The sequence below is a fragment of the Paraburkholderia bryophila genome (genome assembly GCF_013409255.1).
Taxonomy (GTDB): Bacteria; Pseudomonadota; Gammaproteobacteria; order Burkholderiales; family Burkholderiaceae; genus Paraburkholderia.
On sequence record NZ_JACCAS010000001.1, the window covers coordinates 1785822 to 1806899 of the forward strand.

General features: G+C 65.7%; 15 protein-coding genes. 7 read left to right on the forward strand and 8 right to left on the reverse strand.

From position 1 onward, the window contains the following. Positions 1-109: 109 nt before the first annotated feature. Positions 110-448: a P-II family nitrogen regulator gene (glnK, locus tag GGD40_RS08010; protein WP_179706158.1), complete on the reverse strand. Its 339-nt coding sequence runs from the start codon at positions 446-448 to the stop codon at positions 110-112. Between the two features lie 141 nt (positions 449-589). Then, the gene (locus GGD40_RS08015; RefSeq protein WP_179743301.1) at positions 590-2290 is read right to left on the reverse strand and encodes an NAD+ synthase; all 1701 of its coding nucleotides are present in this window, start codon (positions 2288-2290) and stop codon (positions 590-592) included. Between the two features lie 132 nt (positions 2291-2422). Here GGD40_RS08015 and GGD40_RS08020 point away from each other — a divergent pair, with 132 nt between their 5' ends. Next, the gene (locus GGD40_RS08020) at positions 2423-3592 is read left to right on the forward strand and encodes a GNAT family N-acetyltransferase (RefSeq protein WP_179743302.1); all 1170 of its coding nucleotides are present in this window, start codon (positions 2423-2425) and stop codon (positions 3590-3592) included. 9 nt (positions 3593-3601) lie between these two features. Further along, positions 3602-3925 (forward strand): GIY-YIG nuclease family protein, encoded by a 324-nt coding sequence (locus GGD40_RS08025; protein ID WP_179743303.1) that lies wholly within the window; start codon positions 3602-3604, stop codon positions 3923-3925. Positions 3926-4007: 82 nt separating this feature from the next. Here the strand turns inward: GGD40_RS08025 and GGD40_RS08030 are convergent, their stop codons facing one another. Then, on the reverse strand, positions 4008-6122 hold the full coding sequence (locus GGD40_RS08030; protein ID WP_179743304.1) for an FUSC family protein: 2115 nt from the start codon (positions 6120-6122) through the stop codon (positions 4008-4010). Between the two features lie 300 nt (positions 6123-6422). Continuing rightward, on the reverse strand, positions 6423-6950 hold the full coding sequence (gene ppa / locus GGD40_RS08035; RefSeq protein WP_179743305.1) for an inorganic diphosphatase: 528 nt from the start codon (positions 6948-6950) through the stop codon (positions 6423-6425). A gap of 288 nt (positions 6951-7238) precedes the next feature. Here ppa and GGD40_RS08040 point away from each other — a divergent pair, with 288 nt between their 5' ends. The 3 genes from GGD40_RS08040 to GGD40_RS08050 all read left to right on the forward strand — a co-directional run bounded on the left by GGD40_RS08040 (position 7239) and on the right by GGD40_RS08050 (position 11016). Beyond that, positions 7239-8678, forward strand: coding sequence for an aldehyde dehydrogenase family protein (locus GGD40_RS08040; RefSeq protein WP_179743306.1), 1440 nt, complete (start codon positions 7239-7241; stop codon positions 8676-8678). Positions 8679-8756: 78 nt separating this feature from the next. After that, positions 8757-9515 carry an SDR family oxidoreductase gene (locus GGD40_RS08045; protein ID WP_179743307.1) on the forward strand — a complete coding sequence of 253 codons (759 nt, stop codon included), beginning with the start codon at positions 8757-8759 and terminating at the stop codon, positions 9513-9515. Between the two features lie 181 nt (positions 9516-9696). Next, the gene (locus GGD40_RS08050) at positions 9697-11016 is read left to right on the forward strand and encodes an MFS transporter (RefSeq protein ID WP_179743308.1); all 1320 of its coding nucleotides are present in this window, start codon (positions 9697-9699) and stop codon (positions 11014-11016) included. Between the two features lie 196 nt (positions 11017-11212). Here the strand turns inward: GGD40_RS08050 and GGD40_RS08055 are convergent, their stop codons facing one another. Genes GGD40_RS08055 through hemC form a run of 3 tightly spaced genes read right to left on the reverse strand, consistent with a single transcriptional unit; the run spans position 11213 to position 15503 of the window. Next, positions 11213-12403: a heme biosynthesis protein HemY gene (locus GGD40_RS08055; protein ID WP_035552300.1), complete on the reverse strand. Its 1191-nt coding sequence runs from the start codon at positions 12401-12403 to the stop codon at positions 11213-11215. A 2-nt stretch (positions 12404-12405) separates the two neighbouring features. Further along, entirely contained in the window at positions 12406-14427 is a 2022-nt protein-coding gene (gene hemDX / locus GGD40_RS08060) for a fused uroporphyrinogen-III synthase HemD/membrane protein HemX (RefSeq protein ID WP_179743309.1), read from the reverse strand. Beyond that, on the reverse strand, positions 14427-15503 hold the full coding sequence (hemC, locus tag GGD40_RS08065) for a hydroxymethylbilane synthase (RefSeq protein WP_257030374.1): 1077 nt from the start codon (positions 15501-15503) through the stop codon (positions 14427-14429). Before hemC ends, hemDX begins: the two co-directional genes overlap by 1 nt. Before the next feature lie 414 nt (positions 15504-15917). Here hemC and ppc point away from each other — a divergent pair, with 414 nt between their 5' ends. After that, positions 15918-19070, forward strand: a complete 3153-nt coding sequence (ppc, locus tag GGD40_RS08070) for a phosphoenolpyruvate carboxylase (protein ID WP_179743310.1) — start codon at positions 15918-15920, stop codon at positions 19068-19070. Between the two features lie 134 nt (positions 19071-19204). On the opposite strand, the gene GGD40_RS08075 is transcribed toward ppc, so the two are convergent. Then, complete coding sequence (locus GGD40_RS08075; RefSeq protein WP_179706329.1) at positions 19205-19957, reverse strand: class I SAM-dependent methyltransferase; 753 nt, start codon at positions 19955-19957, stop codon at positions 19205-19207. Between the two features lie 191 nt (positions 19958-20148). On the opposite strand from GGD40_RS08075, the gene GGD40_RS08080 reads away from it, so the two are divergent. Further along, entirely contained in the window at positions 20149-20961 is an 813-nt protein-coding gene (locus tag GGD40_RS08080; protein ID WP_035552313.1) for a helix-turn-helix transcriptional regulator, read from the forward strand. The last annotated feature ends 117 nt before the right edge of the window (positions 20962-21078 follow it).

Here is a 21078-nt window from a genome sequence, read left to right on the forward strand (position 1 = left end):
GTCCGAAAGGGTATCGCACCGTTTTTTATTTCTGCGCGCGATTTTGCCTCAGCCCCGGCGCACCGGTGCGGTGCATTCGTGGACTAAAGTTGCGAAGCCGAACGCGCGTTCAAACCGCCGCTTCGTTTTCTTCGCCGGTGCGAATCCGGATCACACGCTCCACGTCCGCCACGAAAATCTTGCCGTCGCCGATCTTGCCGGTGCGCGCCGCGCCGATGATCGCGTCGATCACCTGGTCGCACTGATTGTCCGCCACCACCACTTCGATCTTCACCTTCGGCAGAAAGTCGACCACGTACTCTGCACCACGATAGAGCTCGGTATGGCCTTTCTGGCGACCGAAGCCTTTGACCTCGCTCACGGTCAGACCCGTGAGGCCGACTTCAGCGAGCGCCTCGCGCACTTCGTCGAGTTTGAACGGTTTGATGACTGCGGTGATGCGCTTCATGGCGAACCTCGTCTCGTGATGGGAAGAGTGGAAGGGAATGGGATGATTTTTATTCTACGCCGCGCCGGATGCGTTGCGGCAATCCGGCGCGTGCTTCGGGTTTAGCTTAAAGACAAGCGTGCCGCGAGGGTTCGCTACCGCTCACTCCACCGGTTCGGTGTAGCGCGACGTGATCGGATAACGCCAGTCGCGGCCGAACGCACGATGCGTGACGCGAATGCCGATCGGCGCCTGGCGACGCTTGTACTCGTTGATCTTGATCAGACGCGTGACGCGTTTCACGTCGTCGACCGCGTAACCCGCGGCGATGATTTCGGCGAGCGAGCGGTCCTCTTCCATGTACATGCGCATGATCGCGTCGAGCACGTCGTACTCGGGCAAGCTGTCCTGGTCGGTCTGGTTGTCGCGCAGTTCCGCCGAGGGCGCGCGCGTCAGAATCCGCTCGGGAATCACGTCGCGCTTCGTGAACGTGGTGGCCTGGTTGCGGTAGTGGCACAGCTTGTAGACCAGCGTCTTGGCAATGTCTTTGATCACCGCGAAGCCGCCGGCCATATCGCCGTACAACGTGCAGTAGCCGACCGCCATCTCGCTCTTGTTGCCGGTGGTCAGCACGATCGAACCGAACTTGTTCGACAGCGCCATCAGCAGCGTGCCGCGAATGCGGGCCTGAATGTTCTCTTCGGTGGCGTCTTCGGCGCGGCCGGCGAACTCCTCGGCGAGCGAGCCGCGGAACGCGTCGAACATCGGCGCGATCGCGATTTCGTCGTAGCGCACGCCGACGCGGCGCGCCATCTCGGCGGCGTCGGTCGTCGAGATGTCCGCCGTGTAGCGCGACGGCATCATCACCGCGCGCACCCGGTCGGCGCCGAGCGCGTCGCACGCCACCGCCAGCACGAGCGCCGAATCCACGCCGCCCGACAAGCCGATCAACGCGCCCGGGAAACCGTTCTTGTTGATGTAGTCGCGCACGCCCATGACGAGCGCGGCATACACCTGCGCTTCGAGCGACAGCTCCGGCGCGACCGCCGTGATCAGCGGCCGGCCGCCTTCGAATTCGACGATCGCGGTCGCCTCTTCGAACTGCGGCATCTTGGCCACCAGCGCGCCGTCTGCGTCGAGCACGAACGAACCGCCGTCGAACACCAGTTCGTCCTGTGCGCCGACCATGTTCACGTAGACCATCGGCAAACCGGTTTCGCGAATCCGCGCGCGCAGAATGTCGAAGCGCACCGCTTCCTTGTTCAGGTGATACGGCGAGCCGTTCGGAATCAGCAGCACTTGCGCGCCCGCCGCTTTCGCCATTTGCGCCGCCGACGCATGCCATGCGTCTTCGCAGATCACCACGCCGTACTTCACGCCGTCCAGGTCGAACACGAACGGTTGCGGGTCGGACGCGAAGTAGCGCTTCTCGTCGAACACCTCGGTATTGGGCAGATCCTGCTTGCGATAGGTGCCGACCACGTCGCCGCCGACGATCAGCGAGGCCGCGTTGAACGTGTCGACCGGCGGCACGCCGCGCTCGATCGGCGCGTTTGCATTACCATGGCCGTGCGCTGCGCTGTGGGCAACCTCGCGCAGCGGATGGCCGACCAGCACATGCAAGCCGGCGAACGGCTTCAACTGCGTGGCGAGATCGGCCAGCGCCTCGGCGCTGGCGGTGTAGAACGCGGGACGCAGCAGCAGGTCTTCGGGCGGATAGCCCGATAGCGCGAGTTCAGGCGCGATCAGCAGCTTCGCACCATCGTTGTGCGCGGCGCGCGCGGCAGCGACAATCTTCGCGACGTTGCCGGCGAAGTCGCCGACAGTGACATTGATTTGAGCAAGAGCGATTCGGGTCTTCATGGCAGGATCGACAGGCAAGCCGGACGGCTTGCGAGTACCGCGGCTGGTCAGCTCGACGGCAACGGACAAATCGGATAAACGAACGGCGTAGTGCATTGGCACCGCGCGGTTCATTGGGAACAGTCACACAGATTGAACCAGGAACGCTTTGATTATCGCACGGGCATTCTGGCGTCGCCCTCCGAGGTAGACGCCGCTGAATGGAACGCGCTACTCGCGCAACAATCGCAACCCACGCCGTTTCTGCGGCACGAGTTTCTGAGCGCGCTGCACGCGACTCGCTGCGCGGTCGCCGATACCGGCTGGTCGCCGCAATTCGTCACGCTCACCGATCCGCGCACGGACAAGCTCGCGGCCGCCGCGCCGGTGTACCTGAAGGGACACTCGTACGGCGAGTACGTGTTCGACTGGGCGTGGGCCGACGCGTACAAACGCAACGGCTTGCCGTATTACCCGAAGCTGCTGTGCGCGGTGCCGTTCACGCCGGTGCAGGGCAACCGCCTGTTGTCGGCGGACCCGCACGCGTTGCGGCATCTCGCGGCCACCTTGATGGCGTTCGCCGAGCAGGCCGACGTGTCGTCGCTGCACGTGCTGTTTCCGACTGAAGCGGAAGGCGCCGCGCTGACCGACATGGGCATGATGCAGCGCGAAGGCGTGCAGTTTCATTGGCTGAACGACGGCTATCGCGACTTCGAGGATTTCCTGTCGACGCTCGAACAGAAGAAGCGCAAGAACATTCGCGCCGAGCGTCGCAAGGTGCAGGAAGCCGGCGTGACGATGCGGCGAATTCGCGGCGAGGACATTCAGGACGCGGACTGGCGCTTCTTCAGCAAGTGTTATCGGCAGACGTATCGCGAGCATTTTTCGAGTCCGTATCTGAACCTCGATTTCTTCCGCACGATCGGCGCGTCGATGCCCGAGAACCTGCTGCTCGTGATCGCCGAATACGAAGGCAAGCCGATCGCGAGTTCGCTCGTGGTGTATCAGCGCGACGCCAAAACCGGCGGCACGCTGTACGGCCGCTACTGGGGCGCGCTCGAACATGTGCCGTGCCTGCACTTCGAGACGGCGTACTACCAGCCGCTGGAGTTCTGCATCGAAGAGAAGCTGGGCGCGTTCGAAGGCGGCGCCCAGGGCGAGCACAAGATGGCGCGCGGCTTTCTGCCCACGGTCACACGCTCGGCGCACTGGCTCGCGCATCCGGCCTTTGCCGATGCCGTCGGTCAGTTTCTCGACAACGAAAAGAACAGCATCCACGCCTACGTGGATGAGCTGCGCGAACACAATCCGTTCAAAGGCTGAAGCGCATTTATGGCGTGGTTTCTTTATCTGCTCGAATGTTCGGACGGCAGCGTCTACACCGGCATTGCCACCGACGTCCAGGCGCGTTTCGACAAACACGTGAGCGGCATGGGCGCGCGTTATACGCGTTCGCGCAAGCCGGTGCAGGTGCTGGCGTCGTTCGAGCTGGCGGATCGGTCGAGCGCGTCGCGCGCCGAGTATTGGGTCAAGCGGCTGACGCCGCCGGAGAAGCGGGCACTGGCGGCGGGGGTGCGCACGCTTGACTCGGTAGTGCCCGTAGTGCCGGTGGTCGAGACCGTGGAAGAAAGCGAGCCGGAGGACGGCGCGTCCTGAACGTTTGCGCCGCGCGTTCGCTTCACGCTGCTTATGGCCTCGTCACCGGCCAGATCCGAACCGCCCCATCGGCTCGCATGCCCTACCCCCGCGCTTCCCGCATCCGCTCCGTCAGCAGTCTTTGCATCAACGCAAGTTGTCCCACCGCGTCCGCTTCCAGCGACGTCAACCCGTCGCGCGCCGGCAGTTCATGGCGAACCGGTCGCAACGTCCGGTTCAACGCGGCGTCGATCTCCTCGCTCACGCTGTCCACCCACACGCCGAGTTCGTCGTGCGTATCCGCCGTATCGCGCCGGTTCGTGCTGAGCCGAAGTTGCGTCGCGGTCCCGGCCATTCTGCGCAACAGGCTGAGCACGGTCAGCGTGACCGTATCGACCATCGAATCTTCTAGCTTCTCCAGCCGAATCCGGCCGACGGCCTCCTCCGCGTTATTGCTGGAGAGGCCGGCGGCCCGGCGCAAGCGCTCCATGTCCTTATCGCTCTGTCCGACCGATGCCAGCGCGGCCCGCAGATACGCGAGATTGGCGCGCACCGCGTCGTTCAGATACGCACGGTAGTCGGCTTTTTCGCGGGTCGGCCACAGATAGAACGTGGCCAGCAGCGCCAGCACGCAGCCGAGCACGTTGTTGCCGAGCCGCGTGAGCGCGTACGCGAATTCGCTGGCGCCGGGCGTCGCGAAGTCGGCGACCAGCACGAAGGTCGGCGTCAGGAACAGCACGAACAGGCTGTAGCTGACCGGACGCAACGCCATGGTCGCCATCACCAGCGGAAACACCGCGAGCGAAATGCCGAGCGGCGAATGAATCGCGTAACCGATTCCCGCCGCCAGCACGCCGCCGACGATGCTGCCCGCCACGCGCTCGATACTGCGCGGCCAGGTCGCCGCGATCGACGGTTGCAGAATCAGCAGCGTCGCCATGGTGGCCCAGTAGCCGAACGGCAACCCGAGCGCGCGGATCACGAGAAAGCCCGTGGTGGTCGTCACGCCGACGCGCGCTGCATGCCGCAAGCCGACCGATTCGATCGACAGATTCGCTTTGAGCGTCGCCATGATTCGCGTCGACAGCCTGAGCGCGCTGGCCTGCCAGGTTTCGGGCTCGGCGAAGGCCGGCGCGAAATCGACCAGTTCGAAGCCGGACTTCAGCTTCACCGGTTCCAGCAACGCGGTTTCGAGCCGCCCGGCCAGACGTCGCAAGCGTAGCTGCAAACGGGCGAGGTGCGCCCATTGCGCGTCGCCGGCGGCCGTGCCGGTGCCGCGCAGCACGTTGCCGATCGCCGTCAGCAGTCTGGCCGCGCGGCGCACGCGCCAGGCGTCGTCCGGCACCCGTTCGCACGCGCCCGACACGGCGATCAGATAGGCGAACAAGGCTTCGCCGTCGGTCAGCAACGCGAGCAGCGTGTCGTAGGTGTCGCGCCCGCCCGTTCTCGAGGCCGGCACCTTCGCGAGGATCTTGCGCGAGCGTTCGAGTGCGGCGCGCGCATCGGCGCGGAATTTCGCCGCATGCGTGGCCCATTCGCTCGGCGGCGCATGGCGTTCGAGAAGACGCGCGCTATCCAGCGCGATGTCCGCCAGCCGCAGATAAACGGTGCGCAGCGACGCGCGGCTCGCGCCGAACGGATGAATCCGCCAGACGGTCAGGCTCAACCCCACCGCGAACAGGCAGCCGATCAGATAAACGCCGAGAAACGCGAGGCCGGCGCGCCGATCGTGCATCGGCCGGTCGACCATCACGACGCAGGCGGTCGCGGCCAGAATCGTCACTTGCGAAGCAGCCGCGCCCCAGATCCGGCCGAACGCGCCGAGACTCGTGAACAGCAGCAGCGCGATGGCCGCGCACAGCGTGCCCGCGCTCGAGGCGAGCGCGGTGAGGCCGCCGCACAGCGTGGACAGCAGCGCGAAGCCCATCATCGAAGCGAAGCGCGCGCGATTGGAGCCGCCCGCGTCGGCGAGGCAGGTCCAGAACGCGCCGATCGCGGCCCATGCGAACGCCGGTTCATGCAGCAGATTGCCGAGCGCGAGCATCGCGGTCGACGCACAGGCCGCCCTCAAGCCCTCCGAAAGACTGGCCTCGCTCGTCGCGAACGACACCATCCATACCGGCCGCTTGCGGTAGATCGCGGTGCCGATAGCGTAAAGCCCGCTCGACCAGCGTTGCGGCCATGAGGATGACGACGGGTTGGACTTGCGATTCAGCATCCGGACGGTGTGCTCCTAAAAACGCGCATTGATCTGGCTAACGACGAACTAACGACGAACGCCGGCAGCGAACCCCGGCAAGCGGCAAATAATACGGGTTTACACCTAACTATAAAAATGGCTTCGGTTCATCCTGGCGATGCACGCAGGCTATGCGCCCGCAGTCTCCAGAACCGTATGCGATCGGCTTGAAAAGCCCATGAAAAAACCGCGCGGCCCTGACGGGCTCGCGCGGTTTTTTTAAGCTCGGTGCCGTCGACCAGCCACAACGGACCGATCGACCGGCTGGCAACAGGCGATTTACTTCTTGTAGTTCGCCACGCCTTCCGTGATTTCCTTGTGCGCGGCGTCGATGCCCGCCCAGCCTTCGACCTTCACCCACTTGCCCTTCTCGAGCGCCTTGTATTGCTCGAAGAAATGCTTGATCTGGTCTTTCAGGTACGCCGGAACGTCGTCGATCGACTTCAGGTCGGCAGTCATCGGGCAGATCTTGTCGTGCGCGACGGCAACCAGCTTTGCGTCCACGCCCGATTCGTCGGTCATTTGCAGCATACCGAGCGCGCGCGCGCGAATCACCGAGCCGGCCAGCAGCGGGAACGGCGTGATCACCAGCACGTCGACCGGGTCGCCGTCGCCCGACAGGGTTTGCGGAATGAAGCCGTAGTTGGCCGGATAGCGCATGCCGGTGCTGATGAAACGGTCGACGACCAGCAGGCCCAAATCCTTATCGGCCTCGTACTTCACCGGATCGCTTTGCGCCGGGATTTCGATGATGACGTTGAAATCTTGCGGAAGGTCTTTGCCCGCGGGGACGTGATTGAAGCTCATGAGCGCTCTCTGATCAGGATGGAATTCGGAACACGGCGCGCAGTGCATGCGCCCGGACGGTGTGAAGCGTGACGACTCGGATCGCCGCTGTTGCCTCGACATCGCCGCGGGCCGTGGCGATGCGGCCGGACAGTGCGGCATACGCCATTATAGCCAATCGGCCGATGGCGCCTCGGCGAGGATCGGCGCGATAATCATCCGGCGTCGTTCGATTGTGCCTCTCGTTTGTGAACAGCACGTAACCGCTACGCACTTGCGTGGCGCCGCGTGTCACCTCAAGGAGTCTGCATGGAAGAAGCCCGACACTTCATCGGCGGCGAGTGGCGCGCCGCTTCAGGCGGCGAGACGATCGCCGTGCTCGATCCGTCGGACGGCCAGCCGTTCACCCAGTTGGCACGCGGCACCGCAGCGGATATCGAGGCCGCCGTGCAGGCCGCCCGCCGCGCGTTCGAAGGCGCATGGGGCGCGGCGAGCGCCGCCGAACGCGGCCGCGTGCTGTACCGGCTGTCCATGCTGGTCGCGGCGCGTCAGGAAGAACTGGCGCAACTCGAAGCGCGCGACACCGGCAAGCCGCTCAAGCAGGCGCGCGCCGATTCGGCCGCCCTCGCCCGCTATTTCGAGTTCTATGCCGGCGCGGCCGACAAGCTGCACGGTGAAACGCTGCCCTATCAAGCCGGCTACACGGTGCTGACGATCCGCGAGCCGCACGGCGTGACCGGTCATATCGTGCCGTGGAATTACCCCATGCAGATTTTCGGCCGCAGTGTCGGCGCGGCGCTCGCCACCGGCAATGCGTGCGTCGTCAAACCGGCCGAAGATGCTTGTCTGTCCGTGCTGCGCGTCGCCGAACTGGCGGCCGAGGCGGGCTTGCCGGCCGGCGCGTTGAATATCGTCACCGGTTATGGGCACGAAGCCGGCGCGGCGCTCGCCCGTCATCCCGGCATCGATCACATTTCGTTCACCGGGTCGCCGGAAACCGGCAAGCTGGTCGCCCACATGGCCGCGGACAATCACGTGCCGGTCACGCTCGAACTCGGCGGCAAGTCGCCGCAAATCGTCTTCGCCGACGCCGATCTCGACGCGGCGCTGCCCGTGCTGGTGTCGGCGATCGTGCAGAACGCCGGGCAAACCTGCTCGGCGGGCAGCCGCGTGCTGATCGACCGCGCCATTTACGAGCCTTTGCTGGACCGGCTGAGCAGCGCGTTCCATGGGTTGCGGGTCGGCCCTTCGCAGGCCGACCTCGACTGCGGGCCGCTGATCAACGCGAAACAGCAGCAGCGCGTGTGGGACTTTCTGTCGGACGCGCAGCACGACGGCATTGCCATGGCGGCGCAAGGCGAAGTGATCGCCGAGGCGCCGGAAAGCGGCTTTTACCAGGCGCCCACGCTGTTGCGCGACGTGCCCGCGAGCCACCGCCTCGCGCGCGACGAAGTATTCGGTCCGGTGCTCGCCGCGATGTCCTTCCACGACGAAGACGAAGCGCTGGCGCTCGCCAACGGCACGCAATACGGCCTCGTGGCCGGCATCTGGACACGCGACGGCGCGCGACAAATGCGTCTCGCGCGGCGCTTGCGCTCCGGCCAGGTGTTCATCAACAACTACGGCGCGGGCGGCGGCGTGGAATTGCCGTTCGGCGGCGTCAAGCATTCGGGGCACGGCCGCGAGAAGGGCTTCGAAGCGCTGTACGGTTTCACGGTGTTGAAGACCATCGCGATCCGGCACGGGTAGCGGCCGGCGGTCGGCGGTTGGTCCGCGTTCCAGGCAAGCGGCGAATTGATTGCAGTCACAACCAACAACGGAGACATCATGCGGTTGACAGGTAAAACGGCCATCGTCACGGGTGGCGGCTCGGGTTTCGGCGAAGGCATTGCGAAGACCTACGCGCGCGAAGGCGCCAACGTCGTGGTCAACGATCTGAACGGCGCGGCCGCGGAGCGCGTGGCGAGCGAAATCGCGCTGGCCGGCGGCAAGGCCATCGCGGTGGCGGGCAACGTCGCGCAGCGCGACGACTGGCAGAAGCTGCGCGAGGCCGCGCTCGAAGACTTCGGCAGCGTGCAGATCGTGGTCAACAACGCCGGCACGACGCATCGCAACAAACCCGTGATGGAAGTCACCGAAGCCGAATTCGACCGTGTCTATGCGGTGAACGTCAAAAGCATCTACTGGAGCGTGCAGGAATTTGTGCCGTATTTCCGCGAGCAAGGCGGCGGCAGTTTCATCAATATCGCGTCGACCGCCGGCGTGCGGCCCCGGCCGGGTCTCGTCTGGTACAACGGCAGCAAGGGCGCGGTGATCATCGCGAGCAAGTCGCTCGCCGTCGAGCTGGGTCCGGACCGGATTCGCGTGAACTGCATCAATCCGGTGATCGGCGAAACGGCGCTGCTGTCGGAGTTCATGGGCGTTGAAGATACGCCGGCCAATCGGCAGCGCTTTCTCGCGGGCATTCCGCTCGGGCGCTTTTCGACCCCGCAGGACATTGCCAACGCCGCGCTGTATCTGGCTTCGGACGAAGCCGAGTTCATCACCGGCGTGTGCCTCGAAGTGGACGGCGGCCGCTGCGTGTAGCGGCGGCGGCCTCACGCGGGCTGCCAGCCGCGGGCTTGCGGCGTGTCGCACGGCTTCGGTGCGCGCCGCCCTCGCCCGCCTCAGTGTTTTCCCCCGGTATCGATTCGTCATCCAAAGCACCTGGCGCGACTAGAATCCATCGCAGGCGGTACTTCAATTCCACAAGAAAAGAGGAGACACCATGGCAAGTCCTGCAGATCCGCTCCACCACCCCGGCGCGGGCGCGCCCCCTTCCACGTTCGAGGAGGCCACCTACCGCAAGGTCACGTGGCGGCTCGCGCCGCTGCTGATGCTCTGCTACGTGGTCGCGTATCTAGACCGCGTCAACGTAGGCTTCGCGAAGCTGCAAATGACCAGCGACCTCGGCCTGAGCGACGCCGTGTACGGCTTCGGCGCGGGGATTTTCTTTCTCGGCTATTTCATCTTCGAAATTCCCAGCAACGTGATCCTGCACAAGGTCGGCGCGCGCGTGTGGATCGCGCGGATCATGGTGTCGTGGGGCATCATTTCGATGCTGACCATGTTCGTCACCACGCCGGCCATGTTCTACGCGATGCGCTTCCTGCTCGGTCTCGCCGAAGCGGGCTTCTTCCCCGGCATCATCCTGTACCTCACCTACTGGTATCCGTCGCACCGGCGCGGCCGCATGACCACCTGGTTCATGACGGCGATCGCGCTGTCGGGCGTGATCGGCGGTCCGGTGTCGGGCTACATCCTGAAGAACTTCAACGGCACGAACGGCTGGCATGGCTGGCAGTGGCTGTTTCTGCTGGAAGGCGTGCCGTCGGTGATCGTCGGGATTCTGGTGTTCGCGAAGCTGGACGACCGGATCTCGAAAGCCAAATGGCTGACGCGTGAAGAACAGCAACTGCTCGAAGGCCAGGTCTCCGCCGAAGAAGCAACCAAGCACGATATGCCGATCCGTCAGGTGCTCACGAGCGGCCGCGTGCTGATGCTGAGCCTGGTTTATTTCTCGTTCGTGATGGGGCTTTACGGCGTGAGCTTCTGGCTGCCGACCATCATCAAGGCGACCGGCGTCACCGACTCGTTCATGATCGGTCTGCTGTCGGCGATTCCATTCGCGGCGGCGGTGGTGGCGATGGTGTTCGTGGCACGCAGCGCGGACCGAACCCGCGAGCGGCGCTGGCATATCGCGGTGCCGGCCTTCGCGGGCGCGCTCGGGCTGGTGCTGTCGGTCGTATGGGCGCACAACACGGTGCTCGCCATGGCCGCGCTGACCCTCGCGACCATGGGCATTCTGACCACGCTGCCGCTGTTCTGGAGTCTGCCTACGGCGATCCTCGCCGGCACGGGCGCGGCGGCCGGCATCGCGATGATCAATTCGATCGGCAATCTGGCGGGCTTTCTGAGCCCGTACGCGGTGGGCTGGCTCAAGCAGGCGACCGCCGCGAACGACTCCGGCATGTACATGCTGGCCGCGTTCATGGTGCTGGGCGGTTTGCTCGCAATCAGCGTGCCGGCCAGGATGGTGAACAAGTGAAGCCGGTCGTCGCGTAACGTCGGGCGTTGGGCGGCAAGCGCTGTGCTGCGCTCGCTGCCTGCGTGACAGGTAAAGCACTTGGCGTTTCGACGCATCAACGAAAAAGAAAAACCCCCGGCGTTCTGCAACGCCGGGGGTTTTTCTTCGTCTGCCTGCGCTGCCTGCTGCCTGACTCAGCCAGCGCTCAAGGCAACTCTCACACCACGTTCATGGCCAGCGAGCTCTCGCGATAATGCTGGCTCGCCTTATCCGAATCGCCAAGCTGTTCGTGCAAACGCGCCAACGCGCGATGCGAGCGAATCTTCAGCGTCTCGTTGTCGGCCAGCTTCAACGCGCGCTCGAGGAACGATTGCGCCTTGCCCCACAGTTGCTGATGCAGGCACAAACGGCCCAGCGCGAACATCAGGTCGGCATCTTCCGGACGATCCTTCTGCCAGGCTTCGGCCTTCTGGATCAGCGGCAATGCGTCGCCCGCGGTGGTGTCCGGATAACGGCGCAACAGACGCGCGTCCCAGTTCTGCGCCAGCGCTTCCTCGACGATCTTGCGCGCGTCCTGCGGACGGTTCAACGCCACCAGCAGTTCGGCGGCGAGATCGGCGAGACGCGGCGAATGACGCTCGGTGGCCGACAGCGAGGTCCACAGTTCAAGCAGCGCGTCGGCGTTATGCCGGCGATCGCGCAGCAGGTTTTCCGCCGCGAGTTGCCGCAAGCGCACCGCCACGGCCGGATGAATCGCCTCGCGCTTTTCCAGCGTCTTGACGAGCTTGAGCACTTCGGCCCAGTTCTTCAATTGCTGTTGCGCGCGCAACATGATCTGCTGCGCGTGAATACGCCGCGCGCCCTGCGATTGCATCTCGGTCAACGCGGTCAACGCGCCGTCGGCGTCGCGGCCGTCGGCGCGCATGTCGGCGGTGGCCATCAAACGGGCGTCGAGCCAGTCGGCTTCGTCGATCTGCGCGAGCCATTCGTCGCGCCGACCGTATTCGTGCATGCGGTGCGCCGCGGTGGCCGCGATCAAACCGGCCGCGCCCTTGTTGTCGCCATTGGCGAGCGCATCTTTCGCGGCCTTCTCAGCGCGCGAGAAACGCCCGGCATACAGATTGCCGATCGCATCGCGCAACGCCGCATGCGCCTTGGCGACGCGCGAACGCGCGCGGTAAGCCGACACGCGCTGCGGCATACGCCAGATATTGCGGACGATGCGCAGCAGCGCGTACAGCAGGATGAACAGCACCACCAGCCCGACCACGAACAGATTCAACGAAATGTCGACGCGGTACGGCGGATAGATCAACAGCACCTGCCCCATATCGAAGCGCCCGACCACCGCCAGCACCACCGCGACGGCGAACAGCAACGCAAGCCATAGAAGTCCCCGGATCGCCATGATTAACCTCGGTTCCGGTATTGATTGACGGCTTGCAGGCTCGTGTTCAGATTCGGCAGTTCGACCGCGGCGGAGCCCGCGTCCACCTGCTTGACCAGATCTTCCACGGTCTGCGTCTTCTTCGACGCGTTGTCGAAGTAGCGCGTGAGCGACGACTGCGCCGCCTGCAGATCCGATTTCAGCGTGGTCTGGTTGCGCGACAGCAGCGCGAGACGCGCCGACAGCAGGCGCAGCTTCACGTTCTCACGCACGAAGTAGCCCTGGTCGGGCGTGACCAGCATCGCGTCGGCATTGTCGATACGACGCACCTGCACGAGGCTCGTCAACTGCTGACCGATGCCCGTGGACACTTCGCGCCACCACACTTTCCAGCGCGGCTCGCCGGTGGCCGCCGCCACCTTCGCCGTGTCGGCCCAGGTCGCGGCCTTCGGCGTGGCGTGCGCGATCGGCGCCTCGCCCGACAGCGGCAGGCTGTCGATCTGGTCGATCGCGTTGTCGAGCTTGATGGCGAGACCCGTCAGGTCCGTGGACGGCGCGGCCTTCAGCTTGTCGATGTCTTGCGCGATCGCCTTGCGCACCGTGACGGCCTGCGGGCTGTCCGATGCGGCCAGACGCGTGTCCGCGCTTTGCAGCGCGAACAGCGCGAGCTGCGTGTTGCCGGTGAGCTGCAACTGCTGGCTCGCGGCCGACAGCATCTGCGCGACTTCGGCGAAGGTCCAGTCGTCGCGATTGCGGGCGAGATCCGTGTATTGCTGCTGCAACGCCTGCTGCGCGGTTTGCGCGTCGGCGAGCTTGCCTTCGAGCTGCGCCACCTGCGCGTCCGATTGATGCACCGTGGCCAGCGCCTGTTCGGTCTTGACGCGCAACTCGCTGGTCTGCGCGTCGTTGGCCTGCTGGCGTTGCGCGAGTTGCTGCTCGGCGCGCTCCACCTTGCGGTTGAGCGCATAGCCGCCCACGCCCGCGCCGCAGGCAAGGATCACGACGACAAACCACAGCAGCGGTCCGCTCGCGCTGCGGCGCTTTTGCGCTTCGTAGGGCGTGAAGGGGGGATTCGGCGGCAACCCGGTGGTTGCGGCCGGCTGGGGTGAAGCGTTCGTGGAAGCGGTCGTTTCAGTCATGCGTGATTGTGCCGGTGAATGAGCCGGGTTGGACGGTGCCGGTTGAACGATGGTCGGAACGGCGGCAAGCAGAGCGCGGGCAATCCGGTCGTCGCCCGCGCCGGACACCGTCATGCTATCAAAACCCAATGCCCGCGCGGTCTGCGCAATACGGGGATGCGGCGTGACGAGCGTAGCGTGTTTGAGCGCGGCGATTTCGCCGGTCGTCAGATGGTCCTGCGCGAGTTCGTGCAGATTGCGCACGCCTTCGGAACTGGTCAGCAGCCACGCGTGCGGCAGGCCGGCGAGCAATTCATGCACGCGCGCCCAGCCGCCGATCGACGGTTCGGGCACCAGACGCCGGTAAGCCGCGACCGTCTCGACCTCGGCGCCGGCTTCGCGCAGACGCTCGGCAAGCCATTCGCGGCCACCGTCGCCGCGCACGATCAGCACGCGTTTGCCCTCGAAGCCGGTGGCGCCGAGCGCGGTTTCGAGGGCCGCGAACAGCCCTTCGGAATCGAAGCGCGCGGCTTCCTCGTCGTTACCGGACGGCGGGCTGATCACGGTGTACGCCGGCGTCGCGACGCCATGGCGCGCGAGCGCCTGCACGCTGCCCGGCCCGACGACGCCGATCGGCAACGCGTGCGGCCAGATCGTGTCGCTGTGCGCGAACGCCTGGTCGATTGCGTTCGGTGAGACGAACACGACCAGCGCGTAGCGTTCGAGCGAAGCGAGCGCCGCGCGCAGCGGCGCGGCGTCGATGACCGGTGCAATGTCGATCAGCGGGAAGTCGAGCGTGGCGATGCCGGCCTCGGCGAGCCGCGCGATCAGCTCGCTCGACTGACCGGCCGGTCGTGTAATCACGACCGTGAACGCCGTCTTGCCGGCGGCGGCGGACGAGGTGTTGCCGGAGGAGTCTGCTGTCATCACTCGCCGGTCACCGCGCCGGGGGTTGTGTGGGGATTGGCGTCGGGACTTGCGTCGCTCGGCGCGCGGTTCGCGGCGTCGCTGGCAGCGCTGTTCGCAACGCCTGCAGCGGGACCGCTGGCCGTGCTGAGCGCACGCACGATCTCCATCGCGCCTTGCTCTTCGAGCTCGTCGGCGACCTGCTGACCAAGCGCGATTGCGCATTCGACGGTCGGCGCGGGCGCCGATGCCTGCGCGCTCAACACGCGCCGGCCGTCGGGCGTTGCGACGATACCGCGCAGATGCAACGCGCCGTCATGCCACGTGGCATACGCGGCGAGCGGCACTTCGCAACTGCCGCCGAGCGCGCGCGAGACCATGCGCTCCGCTTCGACGGCTGCGGCCGTGTGTTCGTGATGCAACGGCGCGAGCCACGCCGCGAGGTCCGCGCGATCGGCGCGAATCTCGATGCCGAGCGCGCCTTGGCCCGCCGCGGGCAAGCTGTCTTCCGGATCGAGCAGCGCACGGATGCGCTCAGCGAGACCCAGCCGCTTCAGCCCGGCGGCCGCCAGAATGATCGCTGCGTAGTCGCCACGGTCGAGCTTGCCCAAGCGCGTATCCAGATTGCCGCGCAGCGGCCGCACTTCGAGATGCGGATAACGGATGCGCAACATCGCCTCACGGCGCAGGCTGGACGTGCCGACCACCGCGCCGGCCGGCAACGCGGCCAGCGACTCGTACTGATTCGAGACCAGCGCGTCGCGCGGATCTTCGCGTTCCATGATGGTCGACAACGCAAAGCCCTCGGGCAAGGTCATCGGCACGTCTTTGAGCGAATGCACGGCAAGGTCGGCGCGACCGTCGGCCAGGGCGGCCTCCAGTTCCTTGACGAACAAACCCTTACCACCCACCTTCGACAAAGTGCGATCGAGAATTTGATCGCCACGTGTCGTCATTCCGAGGATTTTTACGTCACAAGATGGATATAATTTGTGCAGCGCACATCGCACATGCTCCGCCTGCCACATGGCAAGGCGGCTTTCTCGCGACGCAATCACAAGCGTGTGGGGTGGCGTAGAAAACGTCTCGGTGTTCATTAGCTTGCTGATCGAATGTCGGGATGTAATAACAATCAATGTTAGCACGCGCCCTTATGTCTCAAGGCACGGCCAGCCGCCGTGCGGGCGCGGTATCGATGGAGGAGACAGGCTTCGCGCAGCGCACGCCTGCCCCATCCCAGCCTGTTCACGCACGGTCGTTCGCGCACCGCTGCCCGGCATGCGGGATGATGCAATGCGGCGCAAGCTGCACGCGTGGCCGACCCGGCCGGCGTGCATCGCATGCCGGCGCACGGTCACCCTCACCGGCGTTTCGGCGGTTCAGCGTGCTGGTTCCACAGCCGTTCTCCATCGGCACCTGTCGTTAGTGCTGTTCACATTGCAGTCCGTAGCGCAGTTCCGCAGTAGCGGTTCATCACTCAATAGACCCCGGCTTCCCTGAGGAAACCCATCGTGACGTCTTCCGGATCGGCGCGCCCTGCCCGCCGCAACGCTGCATCGCCCACCACCAACGCGGCCGACACCGCCGCGGCGCCTACCGCTTCCGCCGGCTCCGCCGCGAGCGCCACGCAGTCGACAGCGGCCAAACGCGCCGGCAAGACCGCCCGCGCCGCGCAGCCGGCCCATGCCGCCAAGGCCAGCAAATCCGCTAAAACGTCCACGCCCGCCAAGGCGGTCAAGCCCGTGAAAACCGTCAAGGCGGATAAGGCCACCTCGGCCGCGGCCGGTGTGACTGCGCCGCAGTTGCAAGCCGTGTCGAAAGACACCAAGGTGGCCGCGCCGAAAACCAACGGCCGCACGCGCGAAGACAAGGACCACCCGCTGTTCCAGGACATCCGCTATCTGGGACGCCTGCTCGGCGACGTGCTGCGCGAGCAGGAAGGCGACGCGGTGTTCGACGTCGTCGAAACGATCCGTCAGACGGCGGTGCGCTTTCGCCGCGAGGACGACAGCGCGGCCGCGCAAACGCTCGACAAGAAATTGCGCTCGCTGAGCCCGGAGCAAACGGTCAGCGTGGTGCGCGCGTTCAGCTACTTCTCGCATCTGGCCAATATCGCCGAAGACCGCCACCGCAACCGCCGCCACCGGATTCACGCGTTGGCCGGCTCGACCTCGCAGCCGGGCACGATCGCCCATGCGCTCGATCGGCTCGTCGCCGCCGGCGCGGCCGCGACGCCGGTGCTGCAGCAGTTCTTCAACGAAGCGCTGATCGTGCCGGTGCTGACCGCGCACCCCACCGAGGTGCAGCGCAAGAGCATTCTCGACGCGCAGCACGACGTCGCCCGTCTGCTTGCCGAGCGCGACCAGCAACTGACCGATCGCGAGCGCGTGCATAACGAAGCGATGCTGCGCGCACGCGTCACGTCGCTGTGGCAAACGCGCATGCTGCGCGACACGCGTCTGTCCGTCGCCGACGAAATCGAGAACGCGCTGTCGTTCTATCGCGCCACCTTCCTCGAAGAAATCCCGGCGCTGTACGCCGATATCGAAGAAGCGCTCGCCGAACACGGCCTCGACGCGCGTCTGCCGCCGTTCTTCCAGATGGGTAGCTGGATCGGCGGCGACCGCGACGGCAATCCGAACGTCACGGCCGAAACGCTGGAAAACGCGATCACCCGCCAGGCCGCGGTGATCTTCGAACACTACATGGAGCAGGTGCACAAGCTCGGCGCGGAGTTGTCGGTGTCGAACCTGCTGGCCGGCGCGAGCGAACCGCTCAAGGCGCTCGCCGCCGCGTCGCCCGACCAGTCGCCGCACCGCACCGACGAGCCGTATCGCCGCGCGCTGATCGGCATGTACACGCGGCTCGCCGCCAGCGCGCGCGTGCGTCTGGGCGAAGGCAGCGTGCCGGTGCGCAGCGCCGGCCGCGGCGCGGCGCCCGTGCGTGCGATCCCGTATGACGACTCCGCCGACTTCGTGCGCGACCTGCACGTGCTGATCGATTCGCTCGCCGAACATCACGGCGCGCCGCTGGCCGCGCCGCGTCTGTCGCCGCTCGCGCGCGCCGCTGAAGTGTTCGGCTTCCACCTCGCGAGCATCGACCTGCGTCAAAGCTCGGACATTCACGAAGCGGTGATCGCCGAATTGCTCAAGCGCGCGGGCGTCGTGGAAGACTACGCGGCGCTGTCCGAAGCGGACAAGCTCACGGTGCTGCTCGCCGAACTGGCGCAGCCGCGTCCGTTGCGTCTGCCGTATGCCGAGTATTCCGATCTGGTGAAGAGCGAACTCGGTGTGCTCGAAGAAGCGCGTGTGACGCGTGAAAAATTCGGCGCGCGCGCGGTGCGCAACTACATCATTTCGCACACGGAAACGGTCAGCGATCTGGTCGAAGTGATGTTGCTGCAAAAGGAAACCGGCCTGCTGCACGGCCGCCTGGGCGACGCCAACGATCCGGCGCGCGCGGGCCTGATGGTGATTCCGCTGTTCGAGACGATCCCCGACTTGCGCAACGCGCCGCACATCATGCGCGACCTGATTTCGCTGCCGGGCGTCGACGCGCTGATCGAACATCAGGGCAACGAGCAGGAAGTCATGCTCGGCTATTCGGACAGCAATAAAGACGGCGGTTTCCTCACATCGAACTGGGAGCTGTATCGCGCCGAACTCGCGCTGGTGTCGCTGTTCAACCAGCGCGGCGTGACGCTGCGGCTGTTCCATGGCCGCGGCGGCACCGTCGGCCGTGGGGGCGGTCCGACCTATCAGGCGATTCTGTCGCAGCCGCCGGGCACCGTCGACGGTCAGATCCGTTTGACCGAACAAGGTGAAGTGATTGCCAGCAAGTTCGGCAATCCGGAAATCGGCCGGCGCAATCTGGAAACGGTCGTGGCCGCGACGCTCGAAGCGTCGTTGCTGCCGCACGGCAATACGCCCGCGCAGTTGCCCGAGTTCGAAGAGACGATGCAGCAGTTGTCGGACGCGGCCATGGCGTCGTATCGCGCGCTGGTCTATGAAACGCCGGGCTTCAAGGAGTACTTCTTCGAGTCGACGCCGATCGCCGAGATCGCCGAACTGAACATCGGCAGCCGGCCGGCTTCGCGCAAACTGCAAGATCCGAAGCAACGCAAGATCGAAGATCTGCGCGCGATTCCGTGGGGCTTTTCGTGGGGCCAATGCCGTTTGCTGCTGACCGGCTGGTACGGTTTCGGCAGCGCGGTGGCCGCGCATCTGGATAGCGCGCCGAGCGACGCCGAACGCGCGCGCCGTCTCACGTTGCTGAAGAAAATGCACAAGAGCTGGCCGTTCTTCTCGAACCTGCTGTCGAACATGGACATGGTGCTGGCGAAGACCGACCTCGCGGTCGCTTCGCGTTATGCGGCGCTGGTGTCGGACAAAAAGCTGCGCAAGCACGTGTTCGAGCGGATCGTCGCGGAGTGGGAACGCACGTCGAAGGTGTTGTCGGAAATCACCGGCAAGAGCGAGCGGCTCGCCGAAAATCCGCTGCTCGCGCGTTCGATCAAGAACCGCTTCCCGTATCTCGATCCGCTGAACCACTTGCAGGTGGAGTTGCTCAAGCGTCACCGCGCGGGCGACACCAACGCGCGCGTGCGCCGCGGGATTCACCTGAGCATCAACGGGATTGCGGCGGGGCTGCGCAATACGGGTTAAGCACACGGCTTGAGAGTACGAAAGCGGCGTGGTCGGCCGCTTGAACGACAACGCCGGGCACGGAGTTTTTTCCGTGCCCGGCGTTGTCATTTTCAGCTGGGGATTTTTGCTTCGCGCGTTCCTTCGCGCGTTCTTCAGTGCGCTTCGACCATCAGCGCATCGAGCTTGAACGAGCCATCTTCCTGCACGCCGAAATAGGCGCGCACCTCGTCCGGTGAATACGTCCACAGCGAACGGATCGCCACGACTCGCGGTTCGGGCGTGCGCATGCGCGCCACCCACGAACTGAATTCGATATCGATGCGCCAGCGCTCGCGAATCGACGCCTGGAATCCCGCCGCTTCGAAAAACGCGACCCACTCGTCGGCGCGGTAATCGCGGATATGCGAACCGTCGCGCAACACCTCGACCGCCTGCAAGTGCGTATCGAGCAACGGATGATCGGTGCCGGCGATATCGATAAACAACACCTTGCCGCCCGGCTTCAACACACGCCGCACTTCCGTGAGCGCGAGCGGCACGTCGTGCCAGTGGTGCGCGCTCATCCGGCTGATCACCCAGTCGAAGCTGTGGTCGGCGAACGGCAGCTTTTCCGCCGCGCCCTGCTGCGTGCGAATGTTCGCGAGGCCGCGCTCTTTCGCCGCGCCTTCGACCGTCGCGAGCATTTGCGGCGCGATATCGTACGCGACCACCTCTTTCGCATGCTTCGCGACCGCGAAGCTCGCGTGGCCCGCGCCGCATCCCATGTCGAGCACCGTCGCGTCCGGCGTCGCGGCGATCGACGTCGCCAGCGTCTGCAGATCGGCACCGGTGGCATGGGTCTGACTCGTCAAATACGCGGCGGCGGTCGAGCCGAAGGCGTCGGCGACCTGATCGTGATGCTTCATGGGGAGGCTCCGGTTATCGGTTATTGGGTGAAACCCAGCTGATACGGGAAGGCGTTGCTGCGTTCCTGCCGCTACAATAGGGCCCGCCGTGTACCAGTACAAGTTAAGCAATTATTCTGGTATCAAAAGCACCCCCAAAAAGATCACCCGAACAATCCCCTCTACGCCTCTCTACGCGCCGCCCGCTCAGAATGACCACGCCGCCCACCGCCGACCACCCGCCGCCGCTCGAAGCCACCCCCGCCCGTGCGCTCGGCGACTTCATCCGCGCTCACCGCGAGCGCCTGTCGCCGCAAGCGGTCGGCCTGCCGCCCGGTCCGCGCCGCCGCACGCCCGGCTTGCGGCGCGAGGAAGTCGCGCAACTGTGCGGCGTGAGCCCGACCTGGTACACGTGGATCGAGCAAGGGCGGCCGGTGTCGGCTTCCGCCGAGGCGCTCGCGCGGATCGCGGTCGCGTTGCAGCTGTCGCGCGCCGAGCGGGCCTATCTGTTCGAGCTGGCCGCCCAGCGCGATCCGGCCGAGCCCGACCCGGCCGCCGCCGAGGCGCCCGCCACGCTGCTCGAAACCGTGCGGCTGGTCAACGCGCCGGCGTATGTGCTCGACCGTCAGTGGACCGCGCTGGCGTGGAACGAGCGCGCCGCCGACCTGTTCGTCGGCTGGCTGGATGGCGCGCACGATCGCAATCTGCTGCGCTACACCTTCACCGAACCCGCCGCGAGCGAGCTGATCGTCGATTGGGAAACGCGCGCGCGGCGGCTCGCCGCCGAGTTTCGCGCCGACTCGATCCGGCATCTGAACGACGCGCCCACGCGCGCGCTGATCGACTCGCTCAGCGCCGCCAGCGACGCGTTCACGCGCTTCTGGGCGTCGCAGGACGTCGGCGGCCGCGAGGGCGGGCGGCGCGAATTCAACCATCCGCGCGACGGCCGCATCGTCTATGACCAGATCACGTTCAAACCCGCGCATCGTGAGGATCTGAAGCTGGTGGTGCTGGTGCGCGAGTAGCCGCGCAGGCGCTCGACACGCCGCTCAGCGTGCGTGTCCCGACTCGTTCGCCGGGATGGCCGCGCGTTCGCGGCCCACCGCCCTGTCTTCCGCCCGCCCGGCCGGTGTTAAAATCCC